Source organism: Candidatus Palauibacter sp. (genome assembly GCF_965222475.1).
Taxonomy (GTDB): domain Bacteria; phylum Gemmatimonadota; class Gemmatimonadetes; order Palauibacterales; family Palauibacteraceae; genus Palauibacter.
The window spans coordinates 1-15103 of record NZ_CBDCUB010000005.1; the positions used below are offsets into that span (position 1 = coordinate 1).

Annotated in this window: 14 protein-coding genes; 9 read left to right on the plus strand and 5 right to left on the minus strand. The window is 70.5% G+C overall.

The window, feature by feature from the left end:
• Positions 1-203: 203 nt before the first annotated feature.
• The 3 genes from ACOQPP_RS10650 to ACOQPP_RS10660 form a co-directional block, all read right to left on the minus strand.
• Entirely contained in the window at positions 204-416 is a 213-nt protein-coding gene (locus tag ACOQPP_RS10650; RefSeq protein ID WP_419164906.1) for a cold shock domain-containing protein, read from the minus strand.
• Between the two features lie 166 nt (positions 417-582).
• A complete protein-coding gene (locus tag ACOQPP_RS10655; protein ID WP_419164905.1) occupies positions 583-1359 on the minus strand; it encodes a DUF6065 family protein in 777 nt (258 codons plus the stop codon).
• A gap of 6 nt (positions 1360-1365) precedes the next feature.
• The gene (locus tag ACOQPP_RS10660; RefSeq protein WP_419164904.1) at positions 1366-1923 is read right to left on the minus strand and encodes a hypothetical protein; all 558 of its coding nucleotides are present in this window, start codon (positions 1921-1923) and stop codon (positions 1366-1368) included.
• Between the two features lie 232 nt (positions 1924-2155).
• Here ACOQPP_RS10660 and ACOQPP_RS10665 point away from each other — a divergent pair, with 232 nt between their 5' ends.
• Entirely contained in the window at positions 2156-3418 is a 1263-nt protein-coding gene (locus ACOQPP_RS10665) for a DUF1015 family protein (protein WP_419164903.1), read from the plus strand.
• Here the strand turns inward: ACOQPP_RS10665 and ACOQPP_RS10670 are convergent.
• Complete coding sequence (locus ACOQPP_RS10670) at positions 3393-5072, minus strand: benzoate-CoA ligase family protein (RefSeq protein ID WP_419165036.1); 1680 nt, start codon at positions 5070-5072, stop codon at positions 3393-3395. The two genes, ACOQPP_RS10665 and ACOQPP_RS10670, sit on opposite strands and share 26 nt — an antisense overlap.
• 124 nt (positions 5073-5196) lie before the next feature.
• On the opposite strand from ACOQPP_RS10670, the gene ACOQPP_RS10675 reads away from it, so the two are divergent.
• Genes ACOQPP_RS10675 through ACOQPP_RS10710 form a run of 8 tightly spaced genes read left to right on the plus strand, consistent with a single transcriptional unit; the run spans position 5197 to position 13649 of the window.
• Complete coding sequence (locus tag ACOQPP_RS10675; protein ID WP_419164902.1) at positions 5197-5958, plus strand: creatininase family protein; 762 nt, start codon at positions 5197-5199, stop codon at positions 5956-5958.
• Between the two features lie 40 nt (positions 5959-5998).
• Positions 5999-6778, plus strand: coding sequence for an SDR family NAD(P)-dependent oxidoreductase (locus ACOQPP_RS10680; protein WP_419164901.1), 780 nt, complete (start codon positions 5999-6001; stop codon positions 6776-6778).
• Positions 6779-6789: 11 nt separating this feature from the next.
• Complete coding sequence (locus ACOQPP_RS10685; protein WP_419164900.1) at positions 6790-7221, plus strand: RidA family protein; 432 nt, start codon at positions 6790-6792, stop codon at positions 7219-7221.
• A 39-nt stretch (positions 7222-7260) separates the two neighbouring features.
• Entirely contained in the window at positions 7261-8061 is an 801-nt protein-coding gene (locus ACOQPP_RS10690) for an enoyl-CoA hydratase family protein (protein WP_420636509.1), read from the plus strand.
• Complete coding sequence (locus ACOQPP_RS10695; RefSeq protein WP_419164898.1) at positions 8058-9227, plus strand: acyl-CoA dehydrogenase family protein; 1170 nt, start codon at positions 8058-8060, stop codon at positions 9225-9227. Before ACOQPP_RS10690 ends, ACOQPP_RS10695 begins: the two co-directional genes overlap by 4 nt.
• Entirely contained in the window at positions 9190-11529 is a 2340-nt protein-coding gene (locus tag ACOQPP_RS10700; RefSeq protein WP_420636510.1) for a bifunctional salicylyl-CoA 5-hydroxylase/oxidoreductase, read from the plus strand. The genes ACOQPP_RS10695 and ACOQPP_RS10700 overlap by 38 nt, the downstream gene beginning before the upstream one ends.
• Before the next feature lie 9 nt (positions 11530-11538).
• Positions 11539-12342: a tryptophan 2,3-dioxygenase gene (locus tag ACOQPP_RS10705; protein WP_419164896.1), complete on the plus strand. Its 804-nt coding sequence runs from the start codon at positions 11539-11541 to the stop codon at positions 12340-12342.
• Complete coding sequence (locus ACOQPP_RS10710) at positions 12339-13649, plus strand: kynureninase (RefSeq protein ID WP_419164895.1); 1311 nt, start codon at positions 12339-12341, stop codon at positions 13647-13649. Before ACOQPP_RS10705 ends, ACOQPP_RS10710 begins: the two co-directional genes overlap by 4 nt.
• A 283-nt stretch (positions 13650-13932) precedes the next feature.
• On the opposite strand, the gene ACOQPP_RS10715 is transcribed toward ACOQPP_RS10710, so the two are convergent.
• On the minus strand, positions 13933-15096 hold the full coding sequence (locus tag ACOQPP_RS10715; RefSeq protein WP_420636511.1) for an NTP transferase domain-containing protein: 1164 nt from the start codon (positions 15094-15096) through the stop codon (positions 13933-13935).
• Positions 15097-15103: the final 7 nt, after the last annotated feature.

Genomic DNA, 15103 nt, shown 5'->3' on the forward strand with positions numbered 1-15103 from the left:
TTTCTACGATCGATTTCCATGATCTCTCCCCGCGCTGGCAGCGTGCAAAAGGTGACCTCTGGCAACTTGGCCCGGCTTCGTCAACGCCGCCAGATGCGACCGGATACGAACCGGATACAAAGAGGATGGACGACCGCCCAAAAAAGGGGGGCCGCACCATCCGGTACGGCCCCTCTCTTCGCCTGCCCGGTCCCCCCGGGGCCTCAGTAAGCCTGCTTGGTCACGTTTTCCGCCTTCGGACCCTTGGGACCATCCACGACATCGAGCTCGACCTTCTCGCCCTCCGCCAGGCTTCGGAATCCCTCCGACTGAATCGCCGTGTGGTGCACGAAGACCTCCGCCGATCCATCGTCGAGAGCGATGAATCCGAAGCCCTTCTGGTCGTTGAACCACTTCACCGTGCCGCTTCTGCGCATTACCCGTGCTCCTGAAAAAGATTGGTGTCGCCGAGAGTACGGGCCTGCTGCACATGCCTGCTACCGTGCCCGCCAACCCCGACCATCGCCCGGCCCAGAATACATGGCGGGATTCCCGTTGTCCATGCGGGCGGGTCCGGCTCCGGAGGGTCCCGGCCGGCGCGCTCTACTTCCTGACCGCCAGGAAGTCGCGAAGGCGGAGTTTCGTCTGGTGATCCTTCCTCCGCACACCCTTCATGTCCTGGCCGCGGATGTAGGTGCGCTGCCACCCCTCGTCCACGGCCTCCTGCTCGCCGGCGCTCAGATCGTCGATGAACTGCGAGCGGGATTCGCGCCATGCGACGTACTCGTTCGCGAGCCGCCTGTTGTCCCACAGGTCGCGGCCCCGGGGGCGCACGCTCTCCAGGTAGTGGCGCGGGATGGGCAGGATCCGGCAGATCGGTTCGCCCTCATCGAAGCGGATCCAGTGCTTCGGCCGCGTGATCTTCCAGTTCATCGTGAACGAGAACGGCGCCCAGTCGGTCTCGATGATCCCGTCGAGCGGAATGATCCCGTCCTTGGGGAGGTTCGGACAGCCTCGCGCCCACAGGTTGTGGTCCTTCGTGGTCCGGAACAGGTAACCGGGCGTAAAGGTGACGACACCGCTGCCGAAATGGCTGGCGATCGCGGCGTGTGGCTCGTCGTCCCAGCGGAACTTCACGGCGTCCAGGCCGGCCTCTCCGTTCCAGCGCACCCGGAAACGCGTCGGACAGAGGAGATCCCACCCCGCCTGGTTCGCGATCAGCAGCGGGAGGCAGCGGTACGCGAAACGACCCGGGGTGTCGTCCATCCAGTCGCGTTGCTGCGTGCCCTTGACCAGCGGCAGCGCGTCATCCGCGACCCGGTAGGCGGTAAGATCGATGCCCGCGGCCGGCTTCGGCCGCGGCTTCGCCTTCTTCGCCACCGGCTGCTATCCCCTCCGAACTGGAACCCGGTTGCCGAACCCGGGCCCGCCGGTACTCGGGCTTTCGGGCTCGAGGAGCGACTTGCCGAGATCGAAGGACACCAGCAATCCCGCGATTTCCGTCGCACCCTCGAGACGGACCCAGTTGTCCAGGATCGTGATCTGGAAGACCGCCTCGATCGCCGGGTTCGCCGGCGAGGGGTCGATGTTCAGCGTGATGCGGCGGGAGACCCTGTCATATTCCCACATGCCGTAGAACCGGACATCGACCGTACTCCCGCCCGGCCCGCTGCTTGGCAGGAACACCCGGCCGCTCAGCGTCATCGCCGACCCGAATACGAGGCGGATGTCCGAACCGGGCGGGGCGGGGCGGATGTTACCCGGGATCTGGGAGTTCCGCAGACTCAGATGCTCGACCGGGCGGTACACTCCGACGATCGTGGGATGGAGGTTTCGGTACGCGGGCCCGTACGGATTGTTGTCGATTTCGCAGGCCACCGTTCCGGCAAGGAGGCCAACGGCCAGGCCCGCGCGCGCGACTTCCCGCAGTCGCAGATATTTCACAGCTCCCTCCACACTGATAGAACGTCCTCCGGGATCCTTCATGGAACCGCCGGGCGGGACATTTGGCGTGGCGGACTTCACCACGTCCAGGCTTAATGAAACAATTCCGGGGTGCCGGTGGCAACCCAGATGGGCAAACACCCCTCCCCCCGGACCGGGGCGTTGCGCGCCGGGCGGCGGATGGGCAGGGTGTCGCGCGCCCAGCGAACACTCGAGCCCGGCTCCGGCTGACATGGTCACGATACGCCCCATCCACCGCGCCCTCGTACCCGTCGATTCCGACGCCGCCCGCCGGGTGTCGGCCCGAAACTACGACGAGTTTCAGGGAGATCTCGAGATCTGGGAGGCGATTCGAGAGGCGTCGGACTCGGTGTTGAGCGTCACCATGGCGCACTGTGCGGTGGTCCGCTCCGATCGGATCATGGAGGGCGACTCGCAGGCGGCGCTGGGGCGCGCGCGACTCAACTTCGACCGGCTCCGGGCTTCCCCTCTCACGCGCGAAGCGGGGCGAATCCTCTTCATCTACGAGATCGTGGACCCGGGGCGGCCGGGGGTGCGGCAGATCGGCCTCGGCGGGCTGGCGCGCACGGCGGAGATCCTGACCGAAGCGACGCCCGACGGACCGATCATCCGCAACGAGGGCGTCCGTCCCCCGAAGGCGCGTGGACGCGCGCGGCTGATCGACGCGACCCGCGCCATCATCGGGACCGTGAACAACGCCGTGCCCGACGAGTCCGGGGCCTTCGCGCGGACGCTGGAGGGACGGGTCGACGGAGTCGCGCCCGACTTCGCGGTCGAGGGCACGGGAGGTACCACCCATCGGATCTGGCTCGTCCGGGAGCCCGGCGCCCTGGCGCGCCTTCAGCGGCTGCTCGCCGACGAGCCGGAGGCCTACGTGGCCGATGGCAACCACCGGAGCGCGGCCGCCGCGATGCTGGGGCACGAGTCCTTCCTCGCGGTGTTCTTCCCCGCGGACCGGATGGGGATCGCCCCCTACAACCGTCTCGTGCGGCTTCCCGGCGATTCCCCCGAGGCCGTCGAGGCGGCGGTGGCGTCGGCTCTGGGGCGTTCCTTCGCCGTCACCGTCCCTTCCGAGGGAGAGGGACCGCTTCAGCCGGAGACCACCCACGAGATCGGCGTGTACACGGCCGGAGCCGGGTGGCGGCGGGCGATGCCCCGGGAGAAGGTCCTGCGCGAGGAGGACGCGTCGGCGTCGATCGACCACGACATCGTGCAGCGGACGCTCTTCGCCGACCTCGGGATCGTCGAGGCCGGGGACGAACGCCTGACGTTCGTGGGCGCCAACAAGGATGCTGCGTGGCTCGCGGCGGAGGTCGACGCGGGCCGGGCCGCCTTCGCGGTCACACTCCCCGCCGTGACGATGCGTCAGTTCATCGCGGTGTGCCGGCAGCGCCGCATGATGCCGCCCAAGTCGACCTGGTTCGAACCCAAGATCCGCAGCGGGCTGGTCATGGTCGTGCTCGAGGATCTCTGAGCGACTCCGCCCGCGCGCGGAGGACGGCGCGGTCGACCTTCCCCAGGTGGGTCCGGGGCAGCGCGTCAAGGACGTGGGTCGCGGCGGGCGCCTTGTAGGACGCGAGGCGGGAGGCCACGAACTCCCGCAACGCCGCCGCCAGCTCCGATGGCTCGGTGGGGCGTGATCCCGCGTCCGGAGCCGAAGCCGTTTCCGTCGGGACGACCCACGCGACGGGTTCGACGAGGCCCGCGCGATTCGGCACGCCGACCACGGCCGCCTCGGCCACGGCCGGGTGCTGCGACAGGCAGTCCTCCACCTCGCCGGGGGACAGCCACTTCCCCTTCACCTTGAGCATGTCATCGCCGCGCCCGCAGTAGGTGAAGACCCCGTCCGCGTCGCGCACGACCATATCCCCGGACACGTACCACGAACCCCGGAACGCCTCCGCCGTCGCCTCCGCCCGCTGCCAGTACCCCAGGGCGCGCGACCCGCCGCGCACCCGGAGCCAGCCGACCTCGCCGTGCGGAAGCTCCCGGCCCTCGTCGTCGCACACCCGCACGTCGAAGCCGGGAACCACGCGGCCCAGCGTACCGGGGCGTACGTCTCCCGGCCGGTTGCTGAGGAAGATGTGCCACATTTCGGCGGTCCCCAGTCCGTCGAGGAGGTCCACCCCCCACGTATCCCGCCAGCGCCGGTGAAGGTCGGGGGGGAGGGCCTCGCCGGCGGAGGTGGCGAGCCGGAGACACGAGAGATCCCGGCGCGCGGCGTCGGAGTCCGCCACCATGTGCCGGATCATCGTGGGCACGTTGACCAGCACGGTCGGGCGAAACTTCTCGATCTTCGAGAACAGGACCTCCGGTGTACACCGCTCCGGGAAGAGGGCCGCCGCGGCCCCGACCGAGAAGGGGAAGAAGAGGTTCGAGCCCGTGGCGTATCCGAAGAAGAGCTTCGGCACCGAGAGCGTGATGTCGGACTCCGTCAGACCGAGGACGCGCTTCCCGTAGCACTCGGTCGTGTTGGCGAACGACGCGTGCGTCTGCACGACCCCTTTCGGCCGCCCCGTCGTCCCGCCGCTGAACAGCCACAGCGCCGGGTCGTCTCGGTGCGTGGGGAACGGTCGGAGCGCGGCGGGCTGGGCCGCGAGCCGCTCCCCGAAGGCGGGTTCATCGATGATGAAGGTCTCGCGGGGACCCCGGATCCCGGGACCCCAGGTAAGGCCGTCGCCGGCCCTGTCGCGGTCTCGATGCCGGTCTCGGTCCCCGCCTCGCGCCGCCTCGGCGAAGGCCGGCGCGCGTTCGGAGTCCGTGAAGAGGACCGCGCCGCGCGTATAGCGGAGGAAGTACTCGATCTCCTCCCTCCGGAGGTACGGGTTCAGCATCACGCCGACGGCCCCGATCCGGAGCGCGCCGAACAGGACGCCGACGAAGGCCGGGCCGTCCGGGAGGGCGATGAGGACGCGTTCCTCGGGGCGGACGCCCGCCGAGAGAAGCAGATGGCCGTAGCGGTTCGCGAGGGCGTCGACCTCGGCGTAGGTGAGTTCGCCCTCGTCGGTCAGGAGGGCGCGCCGAGCGCCGCGTCCCTCCCGCACGCGGTCGCCGAGCAGATACTCGGCGACGTTGAAGCGCTCGGGCGGAACGAACCTCGGCGGCGGATCGGGATCTCGCATTTCCATCGGCTGCACGGGCCGTTCGTGGCGTGAACTCGGGTCTCGCACGGTATTCCCCGACCGCCGCGCCATCAACACGGCCCCGGCGCGGACCCTTGCGCGTTCAGCAGGGTCGGCGTAGCCACACTCCATGACCCTTCACCGGCTGCCGGACCTCACATGGGAGGATGTCGGGGCGCTCGACCTCGATCGCGCGGTCGCCATCCTGCCCGTCGGGGCGACGGAGGCGCACGGACCGCACCTGCCGCTCGACACCGACGTCACGATCGCGGTCGCGATGGCGGAGGCGGGCGGGCGGCGACTGGCGGCGCAGGGCCTTGAACCGGTGCTACTCGACGCGCTGCGATACACGCCCGCCACGTTCGCCGCCAGCTTCCCCGGTACGATCGACATCGGGAGCGCGACGCTGGCGGCGCTCCTCACGGACATCGCGACGAGCCTGCGGCGGGCCGGGATCGGGACGCTGGCGATCGCGAACGCACACTTCGACCCGGCCCATCTCGAGGCCCTCCACGGCGCGGTATCCTCGATCAACGAGGACGCCCCGATGCGGGCCGTGTTCCCGGACGTGACCCGCCGACCGTGGGGAGGCAGGCTGACCGCCGAGTTCCGAAGCGGGGCGTGCCACGCCGGCCGGTACGAAGGGTCGATCGTCCTCGCTCGTAGCCCCGAGCGCGTGCGCGAGGAGGTCATGCTGGAGCTGGAGGACAACCCCGTCTCGCTCTCGTCGGCGATCGCCGATGGGGCGGCGGACTTCGTGGCCGCCGGGGGGGCGCGAGCCTACTTCGGCAGCCCCGCGGGGGCGACGGCGGAGGAAGGACGCGCTACGATCGAGGTGTTGGGGGAGATCCTCGCGGAGGCGGTGATCGAAGCCTTGGGAATCGAGTCATGAGCGGAGCGTGTAAGGACTGTGAGCGAACTGTGAGCGAACCATGAGCATCGCAGGTCGCGGCGCCCTGATGACGGGGGGCGGCCGGGGCATCGGCGCGGCCGCGGCCCGTGCGCTCGCCGACCGGGGCGTCCGGATCGTCGTCTCGGCGCGCAGCACGGACGAGATCGAGGCCGTCGCCGCGGAACTCCGGGCCCGGGGGACCGAAGCCTGGGCCGTGACGTGCGATATCGCGCAACCGGCCGATGTGGCGGCGCTGTGCCGGGAAGCCGCCGGGCGGCTCGGCGCCGTCGACATCCTCGTCAACAACGCGGGCGTGGCCAGTTCCGCCTCCGTGACCCGGCTGGCCCTGGAGGAGTGGACCCGGCTGTGGACGGTCAACGCCACCGGCGCCTTCCTCGCCATGCAGGGGGTGCTTCCCGGCATGATCGAACGCGGCTGGGGACGCATCGTGAACGTGGCGTCGGTCGCGGCGCTGCGCGGGGCGCGATACATCGGGGGCTACGCGGCCTCCAAGCACGCGCTGCTCGGACTCACGCGCTCGGCGGCGGCGGAAGTGGCGGCGAGCGGGGTCACCGTCAACGCGGTCTGCCCGGGCTACGTCGACACGCCGATGACGGACGCGACGATCGCGAACATCGTGCGGCGCACGGGGCTGGAGGAGAGCGCGGCGCTCGACGCGGTGCTGGCCACGACGCCGCAGCGCAGGCTCATCGCGCCGGAGGAGGTCGCCGCTGCGGTCGCGTTCCTGTGCGAGGAGGCGGCGCGCAGCATCAACGGGCAGACCGTCGTCCTCGACGGCGGCGCCACCTCGGCCCTCTAGGGACGGGACGCATGGACGGCACGGACGCGTACGACGTCTTCAACCCGCCGGAGCTGGCGGAGCCCAGAGGCTGGAACCACGGTCTGCTGGCGCCGGCCGGCGGCAGAGTCCTCTTCGTCGCCGGCCAGACCGCCGGTGGGCCCGACGGGCGTGTCGAGGCAGCGGACTTCGCGGCGCAGTTTGCGCTCGCGCTCGATCGCGTGCTCGCCGTCGTGCGGGCGGCGGGCGGTGAACCCGCGCACGTCGGGCGCATGACCGTGTACGTGACCGACCTCGCCGCCTACCGGGACGCGCGCGCGGAGCTGGGCGCGGTCTGGCGCGCCCGGATGGGGCGTCACTATCCGGCCATGGCGCTCGTGGAGGTGCGGGGACTCGTCGAACGCGGGGCGCGGGTCGAGATCGAGGCGACCGCCGTCCTCCCCGCGCACCGCCCGCGTGAGTAGTTCAGGAACAGGTAGCCAGCCATCGCAAGGAGCCCTGCCGTGCCGTTGAACCCAGCTTCGTTTCTCTACGAGCTCGACGCGGCCACGTCGGTCGCGACGATCACCCTGAACCGTCCCGAGCGTCGGAACGCACTGACGTTCGAGGTCTACGACGAACTCCGGAACACCTTCCGCGCGCTCGACTCCGAGCCGGAGGTCCGCGCGGTCGTGATCACCGGAGCGGGCTCCGCCTTCTGCACCGGCGGGGACGTGCGGGACATCATCGGTCCTCTCCTGGAGATGGACTCCGGCGAGCTGCTGGAGTTCACCCGCATGACCTGCGACCTGATCGCCGCCATGCGGGAGTGCGGCCGGCCCGTGGTCGGCGCCCTCAACGGCACCGTGGCGGGCGCCGGGGCCGTGATCGCGACCGCCTGCGATGTCCGCATCGCGACGGAGTCGGCCAGGATCGCCTACCTGTTCACCGGAGTCGGACTCTCGGGCGCCGACATGGGGATCGCGTGGCTCCTCCCGCGCATCATCGGTCTCGGCCGGGCGACGGAACTGCTGATGGCAGGGGGCTTTCTCGATGCGCGCGAGGCGCTCCGGATCGGGCTCTACAACCGCGTCGTGCCCGACGGGGAGGCGCTGGCGGCCGCCACCGACCTCGCGGCGCGGCTCGCCGCCGGCCCGTCGGCTGCGCTGGCCGTGACGAAGCGGGCCCTGGAGCGGGAAGCCCACATGACGCTGCGCGAGGCGCTCGACGAGGAGGCCCGAGTCCAGGCGGTCTGCATGGAGGACCCGAACTTCCGGGAAGGCTACCGGGCCTTCGTCGAGAAGCGGGGCCCGGTGTTCTCGTGATCGATTTCCACCCCGTCCGGGCCTTCCTCGAACCGGCGCACCTCGAACTCGCGGAGGGCATCGGCGGCTACGCCGCGGCGGAGTTCTCCGGGCACGCGCGCCACGACGACGACGATGTGGTGCGGCGCTACGCACGGGAGATCTGCGCCTCCCTGGGGAGCGGCGGCTGGCTGAAAGCGATCGCCCGACAGGACTTCCGGGCCTGCGCCGTGACTCGCGAGACGCTGGCCTTCCATTCGCCGCTGGCCGACGCGATGTTCGCGCTCCAGGCGTTGGGTTCGACTCCGATCGCGCTCGCCGGGGACACCCGGCAGCGCCGCTTGTGGCTCGATCGCGCGGTTCGCGGGCGGGCCGTGGCCGCCTTCGCGATGAGCGAGCCCGAGGCAGGGTCCGACATCGCGGCCATGCGCTCGACGGCCGTTCGGGACGGCGACGGTTACGTCCTGAACGGCATCAAGACGTTCATCTCGAACGCCGGGATCGCGGACTTCTATCTCGTGTTCGCGCTCACGGACCCCGGTGCGGGCGCGGAGGGCATCTCCGCCTTCCTGCTCCCCACGGAGACGCAGGGGTTCCGCTTCGTGCGGCCGCTGCTCATGGCCGATCCGCACCCGCTGGGCGAGATCGCGCTCGAAGACTGCCGGTTGCCGGCGTCGGCGCGGGTCGGGGGTGAGGGCGAAGGATACCGCCTGGGGCTGGCCACGCTCGACCGCCTGCGGCCCACCGTCGGTGCGGCTGCATGCGGGATGGCGGGGCGCGCCCTGCACGAAGCGATACACCACGCCCTGGCGCGTCGGCAGTTCGGGCGGGCGCTGGCCGACTTCCAGATCACGCAGGAGAAGGTGGGCCGCATGGCCACCGACCTCACCGCCGCGCGGCTCCTCGTCTACCGGGCGGCCTGGGAGCGAGACGGCGGCGCGGAACGAACGGACCTCGAGGCCGCGATGGCGAAGTCGTTCGCGACCGAGATCGCGCAGGGCGTGGTGGACGACGCGGTGCAGATTCTCGGGGGCCGGGGGGTGCTGGCGGACCACCCGGTGGACCGGCTGTACCGCTCCGTGCGGGCCCTCCGCATCTACGAGGGCGCGACGGAGATCCAGCGCCTCATCATCGCGCGCCACCTGTTCGATGCGGCGCGGGCCGGACGCGACGGGCCGCCGGGGTGAACAGGCCTTCCGGACCGTGAGGATCGTCTGCGTGGGCGGCGGCCCCGCCGGGCTCTATTTCGCGATCCTCATGAAGCGCTCCCATCCGGACCACGAGATCGTGGTGCTGGAGCGTAACCGCCCGGGCGACACCTACGGTTTCGGGGTCGTCTTCTCCGACGCCACGCTCGAGGAACTGGCCGCCGCCGACCACGAGAGCTACGAGGCGATCACGGAGTCGTTCTACCACTGGGACGACATCGACATCCACTACCGGGGCGAGCGCCTCACCTCGACCGGCCACGGGTTCAGCGGGCTCGCGCGCGCCGCGCTGCTGGAGATCCTCGAGGCGCGGGCCCGGGCGCTCGGCGTCGAACTCCGCCACGGGGTCGAGGTCGCGTCGGAGGAACCCTGCGCGGGCGCCGATCTCGTCCTCGCCGCGGACGGCGTGAACAGCGCCATGCGTGCGCGGTACGCCGACGCGTTCGGCCCCCGCATCGACGTCCGCCCCAACCGGTTCGTGTGGCTCGGGACGACGAAACCCTTCCCCGCCTTCACCTTCCATTTCAGGGAGACCGAACACGGGCTGTGGCGCGTCCACGCCTACCAGTACCGGAGCGCCACCCCGGCCCCGGAGGCGATCTCCACCTTCATCGTCGAGGCGACGGATGCCACCTGGCGCGCGGCCGGCTTGGACACCGCCTCGGAGCGGGAGACGGCCCGCTTCCTCGAGGAGGTCTTCGCGGAAGAACTCGGATCGCACCGGCTGATCCGGAACCGGTCGATCTGGCGCGGCTTCCCCACCGTCCGGAACCGCGCCTGGCGGCACGGCAACATCGTGCTCGTGGGCGACGCCGCGCACTCCGCGCACTTCTCCATCGGGTCCGGCACCCGTCTCGCCATGATCGACTCGATCTCGCTCCACGAATCGCTCCTCGCTCACGACCTCGAGGTCGCGCCCGCGCTCGAGGCCTACGAGACGGCCCGGCGGCCCGAGGTCGAGAGCGTGCAGCGCGCCGCGCAGGCCAGCCTCGAGTGGTTCGAGGGCACGGAGCGGTTCATGGAAACGGAACCGCTCCAGTTCGCGTTCAATCTCATCACGCGCAGCCTTCGCATCACCCATTCCAACCTCGCTGTGCGCGACCCGGAGTTCACGGCGCGCGTCGACCGCCGGTTCGCGGATCGGGCCGCGGCGGCGGCGGGAACATCTCCGGTCGAAAGCGACCCCGCCCCGCCTCCGCTGCTCGCGCCGTTCCGGCTGCGGGGACTCGAACTGAAGAACCGGGTCGTGGTCTCGGCCATGTGTCAGTACTCGGCCGAGGACGGCACGCCGGACGACTGGCATCTCGTGAACCTCGGCAGCCGCGCGATCGGCGGGGCCGGGCTCGTGATGTCGGAGATGACCGACGTAAGCCGCGCGGGCCGCATTTCGCTCGGCTGCACGGGCATGTACGAAACGGCGCACGTGGGCGCGTGGAAGCGGATCGTCGACTTCGTGCACCGCCACTCCGACGCCGCGATCGGCATGCAGCTCGGGCACGCGGGCCGGAAGGCGTCCACCCGGCTCTCCTGGGAAGGCGACAACGAGCCGCTGGAGGAGGACGGGTGGCCGATCATGGCCGCGTCGCCCGTCCCCTGGTTCGAGCACAGCCCCGCGCCCCGCGAGATGACGCGCGAAGACATGGAAGCGGTGACCGGCCAGTTCCGCCGCGCCGCGGAGATGTCCGAGGAGGCGGGCTTCGACCTGCTGGAGATCCACTTCGCGCATGGATACCTGCTGGCGAGCTTCATCTCCCCCCTCACGAACCTTCGGGAGGACGAATACGGGGGAGACGTGGACGGACGGCTGCGGTTCCCGCTCGAAGTGCTGGCCGCCGTGCGGAGCGTGTGGCCGGCGGAGAAGCCGATCTCGGTACGGATTTCGGCGGTCGACTGGGCGGAGGGCGGGATGACGGCGGACGGAGCCGTCGAGGTCACCCGGCGTCTGAAGACCGCGGGCGTCGACATCATCGACGTGTCGGCGGGGCAGACGGTGCCCTGGCAGGAGCCGGTCTACGGCCGTCAGTACCAGACGCCGTTCTCGGACCGGATCCGGCACGAGGTCGGAATCGCGACCATGGCCGTGGGCAACATCTCCTCCTTCATGGACGTGAACACGATCCTCGCCGCGGGGCGGGCCGACCTGTGCTGTCTCGCCCGTGCCCACCTGTGGGACCCATACTGGACGCGGCACGCGGCTTACGCCTCGGGGGCGCCGATCCCCTGGCCGCCGCAGTATTCGACGCTGGACGGCTACACCCCGAGGTTCGAGTGGGGCTACTGAGGGAGATCCATGGCGCACGAGAAATACACCACCTACTCCGGCTATCTGCACCTCGAGGAGTTGCTGTCGCTCCAGGTGGAGCGGTCGGGCCGGAACGGGGACCACGAACACGATGAGATGCTGTTCATCATCATCCATCAGGTCTACGAACTGTGGTTCAAACAACTCCTGCACGAACTCGAGTTCGCGCGCGGCCGGATGGGGGCGGACGACGTGCCGCGGCTCCTGCACACCATGGAGCGCATCCTCACGATCCTGAAGGTCCAGGTGGCCCAATTGGACATCCTGGAGACGATGCGGCCGCTCGAATTCCTCGCCTTCCGGCAGATGCTCGAGCAGGCGAGCGGACTCCAGTCGTACCAGTTCCGTGAACTGGAGTTCGTGCTCGGCCACAAGCGGACGTCGGTGTTCAAACGATACCCCGACGGGAGTGACGCGCGGAAGCGTCTCGAACGGCGCTACCGGGAACCCTCGTTATGGAACGCATTTCTGGGGTTTCTCGACGCGCGCGGGCACACGATCCCGCAGGAAGATCTGGGCCGCGACGTCACGGCGCCGACCGAGCCGTCGGCGGGCGTGCAGGCCGCGCTCGTCCGGCTCTACCGCCAGGACCCGGCGCTGGTCCAGCTGTGCGAGCGGCTCGTCGATCTCGACGAGGGGCTGCAGGAATGGCGCTACCGGCACGTGAAGATGGTCGAGCGCACGATCGGAGCGAGGACCGGGACCGGAGAGACGGCGGGGGCCGCGTATCTCAGGGGGTCGCTCAACAAGCCCGTGTTCCCCGACCTGTGGGCGATCCGCACGGACCTGTGACGGCGTCCGCCGCCGCGCCCGCGCTCGAACCCGAGGCACTGTACGGGGAACCCAACGCCCTCGCCCGGCACTATTCCCGCTTCCGGGTGGCCGAGAGACTCCTGCTCACGGGGCACTCGCACCAGGCGTGGCCCGACTGCGGGTTCGATGGCCAGCGCCGGGCGTGGGAGGACGCGGCCCGCCTCGTCGACGCGAAGTGGGAGGAAGCCTTCGCGCGGGCGGATCGGGTGCGGGCGGGATTCGCCGCGCTACTCGGGGCGCCGGGGCAGCCGGACGGCGGGGACTACGCCCTCGGCGGCAGCACGCACGAACTCGTGATCCGCTTCCTCTCCGCGCTCTCCCTGCGCGCCCGTCCGCGGCTGGTGACGACGGACGGCGAGTTCCATTCGATCCGACGCCAGCTCGAGCGCCTGGAGGAGGAGGGGCTGGCCGTGTCGCGCGTCGCGACCGATCCCATCGACTCGCTCTCCGAGCGGCTGTGCCGGGCCGCAGACGACCGAACGGCGGGCGTCCTGGTGTCGGCGGTCCTGTATCGCGACGCGCGCATCGTCCCCGGACTCGGGCGCGTCGCGGAGGCGTGCGACCGGGTCGGCGCGCCGCTCCTCGTGGACGCCTACCACGCGCTCGACGCGATCCCTTTCGATCTCTCGCGACTGGGGCTCGAGGGGGCGTTCGTGGTGGGGGGAGGCTACAAGTACTGCCAGCTCGGCGAGGGGAACTGTTTCCTCCGCATCCCCCCGGGATGCGACCTGCGCCCGGCCGTGACCGGGTGGTTCGCGGAGTTCTCCGCGCTCGGCGCGGCGGCCGGCGAGGGGCGGGTGCGCTACGGCCCGGGCGCGGAGCGGTTCGCGGGCAGCACCTACGACCCGACCAGCCACTACCGCGCGGCCGGGGTATTCGCGTTCTTCGACAGGCACGGACTGGCGCCGGCCTTCCTTCGCGCCGTGAGCCGCCATCAGGTCGACCGGCTTGCGTCCGGGTTCGATGCGCTCGATGTGGACCCTCGTCTCATCGAGCGCGACCGGGAGACGCCGCTCGAGGCGGTGGGGGGCTTCCTCGCGCTCCGGACGCCCTGGGCGGGCGCGTTCCACGAAGCGCTCGCCGCGCGCGGCGTCGCCACCGACTTCCGCGACGACCTGCTGCGGCTCGGTCCGGCGCCCTACCTCAGCGACCGGCAACTGGATGACGCGGTCTCTGCCCTCGGAGAAGCGGCCCACAGCGTCTGGAATGGGTACGCGTGCGCGGTGCTCAGTTCGGTACGCAGGCCTCAGAAGGTCAAGCCGGCGGCGACCCCCCCGATTACATGATCGTCGCCGAGCGTATTGATGACGACGTAGAGGCGAATGAAGGCCCCCGTGAACCCGAACGTGATGCCAGCTCGGACCACGGCGCTGAATTGTCTGGAAGGTAACGGGAGGTGCCCCTCATTCTCCATGATCTCGCTGTTTTCGAGGGCGACGAGCAAGGAAGAAATGATCTTGCGATCGGATCCCGTAGGGGTCACAACGTGGCCTATCGCCAAAGCCAGGTACGTGAACAGGCGAACGGCCCTCGACGGCCCGAGGAGTGCCTTGGCCGAGCTGGCTCGCCTTAGCCGGCGCGGGCGGCGCAACGCACAGCCCAAGCCAGGTCATCCGGACTGTCTACGCCGCGGACCATGGCTTCAAGGTCGCCGATTCCGGCCAATTGTTCGGTTGTAACGAATCGCACGCGCAACTGCTCGAGAAACTTCATCATCGAGGGGGCCGAATCGCAGCGCGCGGCGGTGCCCTCAAAAAGGCGCGTGGCCAGCTGGCCGACCTCCCTCCGATAGGCGGCGCACAGCGGCTGGGCCCGACCGCGGGCGCGCGGCACTACGGCATCCAGCCCGCCGTCGCCCGCCAGTTCGCGGCACAACCGGTCGACGAGATCCGGCGCAACGAAGGGAAGGTCGCCGGCCAGAACGACACAGATCGCGCCACGCGCGGCGTCCAGCCCGGAGGCGAGGCCGGCGAGAGGGCCGAGGTCGGACACCGGGTCGGGGACAACGACGAGTTCGCGGCCACTCGGGTCCCGGAGCGCGACAGATCCGGGCCGTCGGTCGGCGCTTTCTGCGCGGGGCTCCCAGCCATCCGCAGCGAGGGCGCTTTGGAAGGGGGGTACGTCGCGCACCGCGAGCACCACATCCGCGATGTGCGAGGTCGCGTCGAGGATCCGCAACAGGATCGCGCGGCCTCCAATCTCGACCAGCGGCTTGTCTCGACCGAGGCGGCGCGCTCGCCCGCCGGCCACGATGACGAGCGACCGGGTGGCGGTCGTCACGCGCCGGTGGACTCCGCGGCCGCGGGCGCCGCCGCGGCCGCACGCCGGGGGCTTCACCCCGAACTCCAGGAGCAGATCGGACACCCGCCGGCCCACCTCATCGCGCACCGCTCGGAATTCGTCGAGTGGAAGGTCCTTCGGGTCGCGGATGGCCCAGTCCTCCCGCCGGCGGGCGGGAACGTGCGGGCAAGCGTCGCCGCAGCCCATCGTGACGACCGCATCGAAGGCGCCGGCGGACAACTCATCCAGGCCCCGCGACCGGTGGGCCCGCAGGTCGTACCCCAGTTCCGACATGATCTCGATCGCGCGCGCGTTCACGACCCCCGACGGCCGCGAGCCCCCGCTCGCCGCCTCTACGCGGTCGCCCGCCATGCGGGCGAAGGCCTCGGCCATCTGGCTTCGGCAGGAGTTCTCGACGCACACGAAGAGGAGCCGGGGGCGCGTCCGGCTCACGCCCACC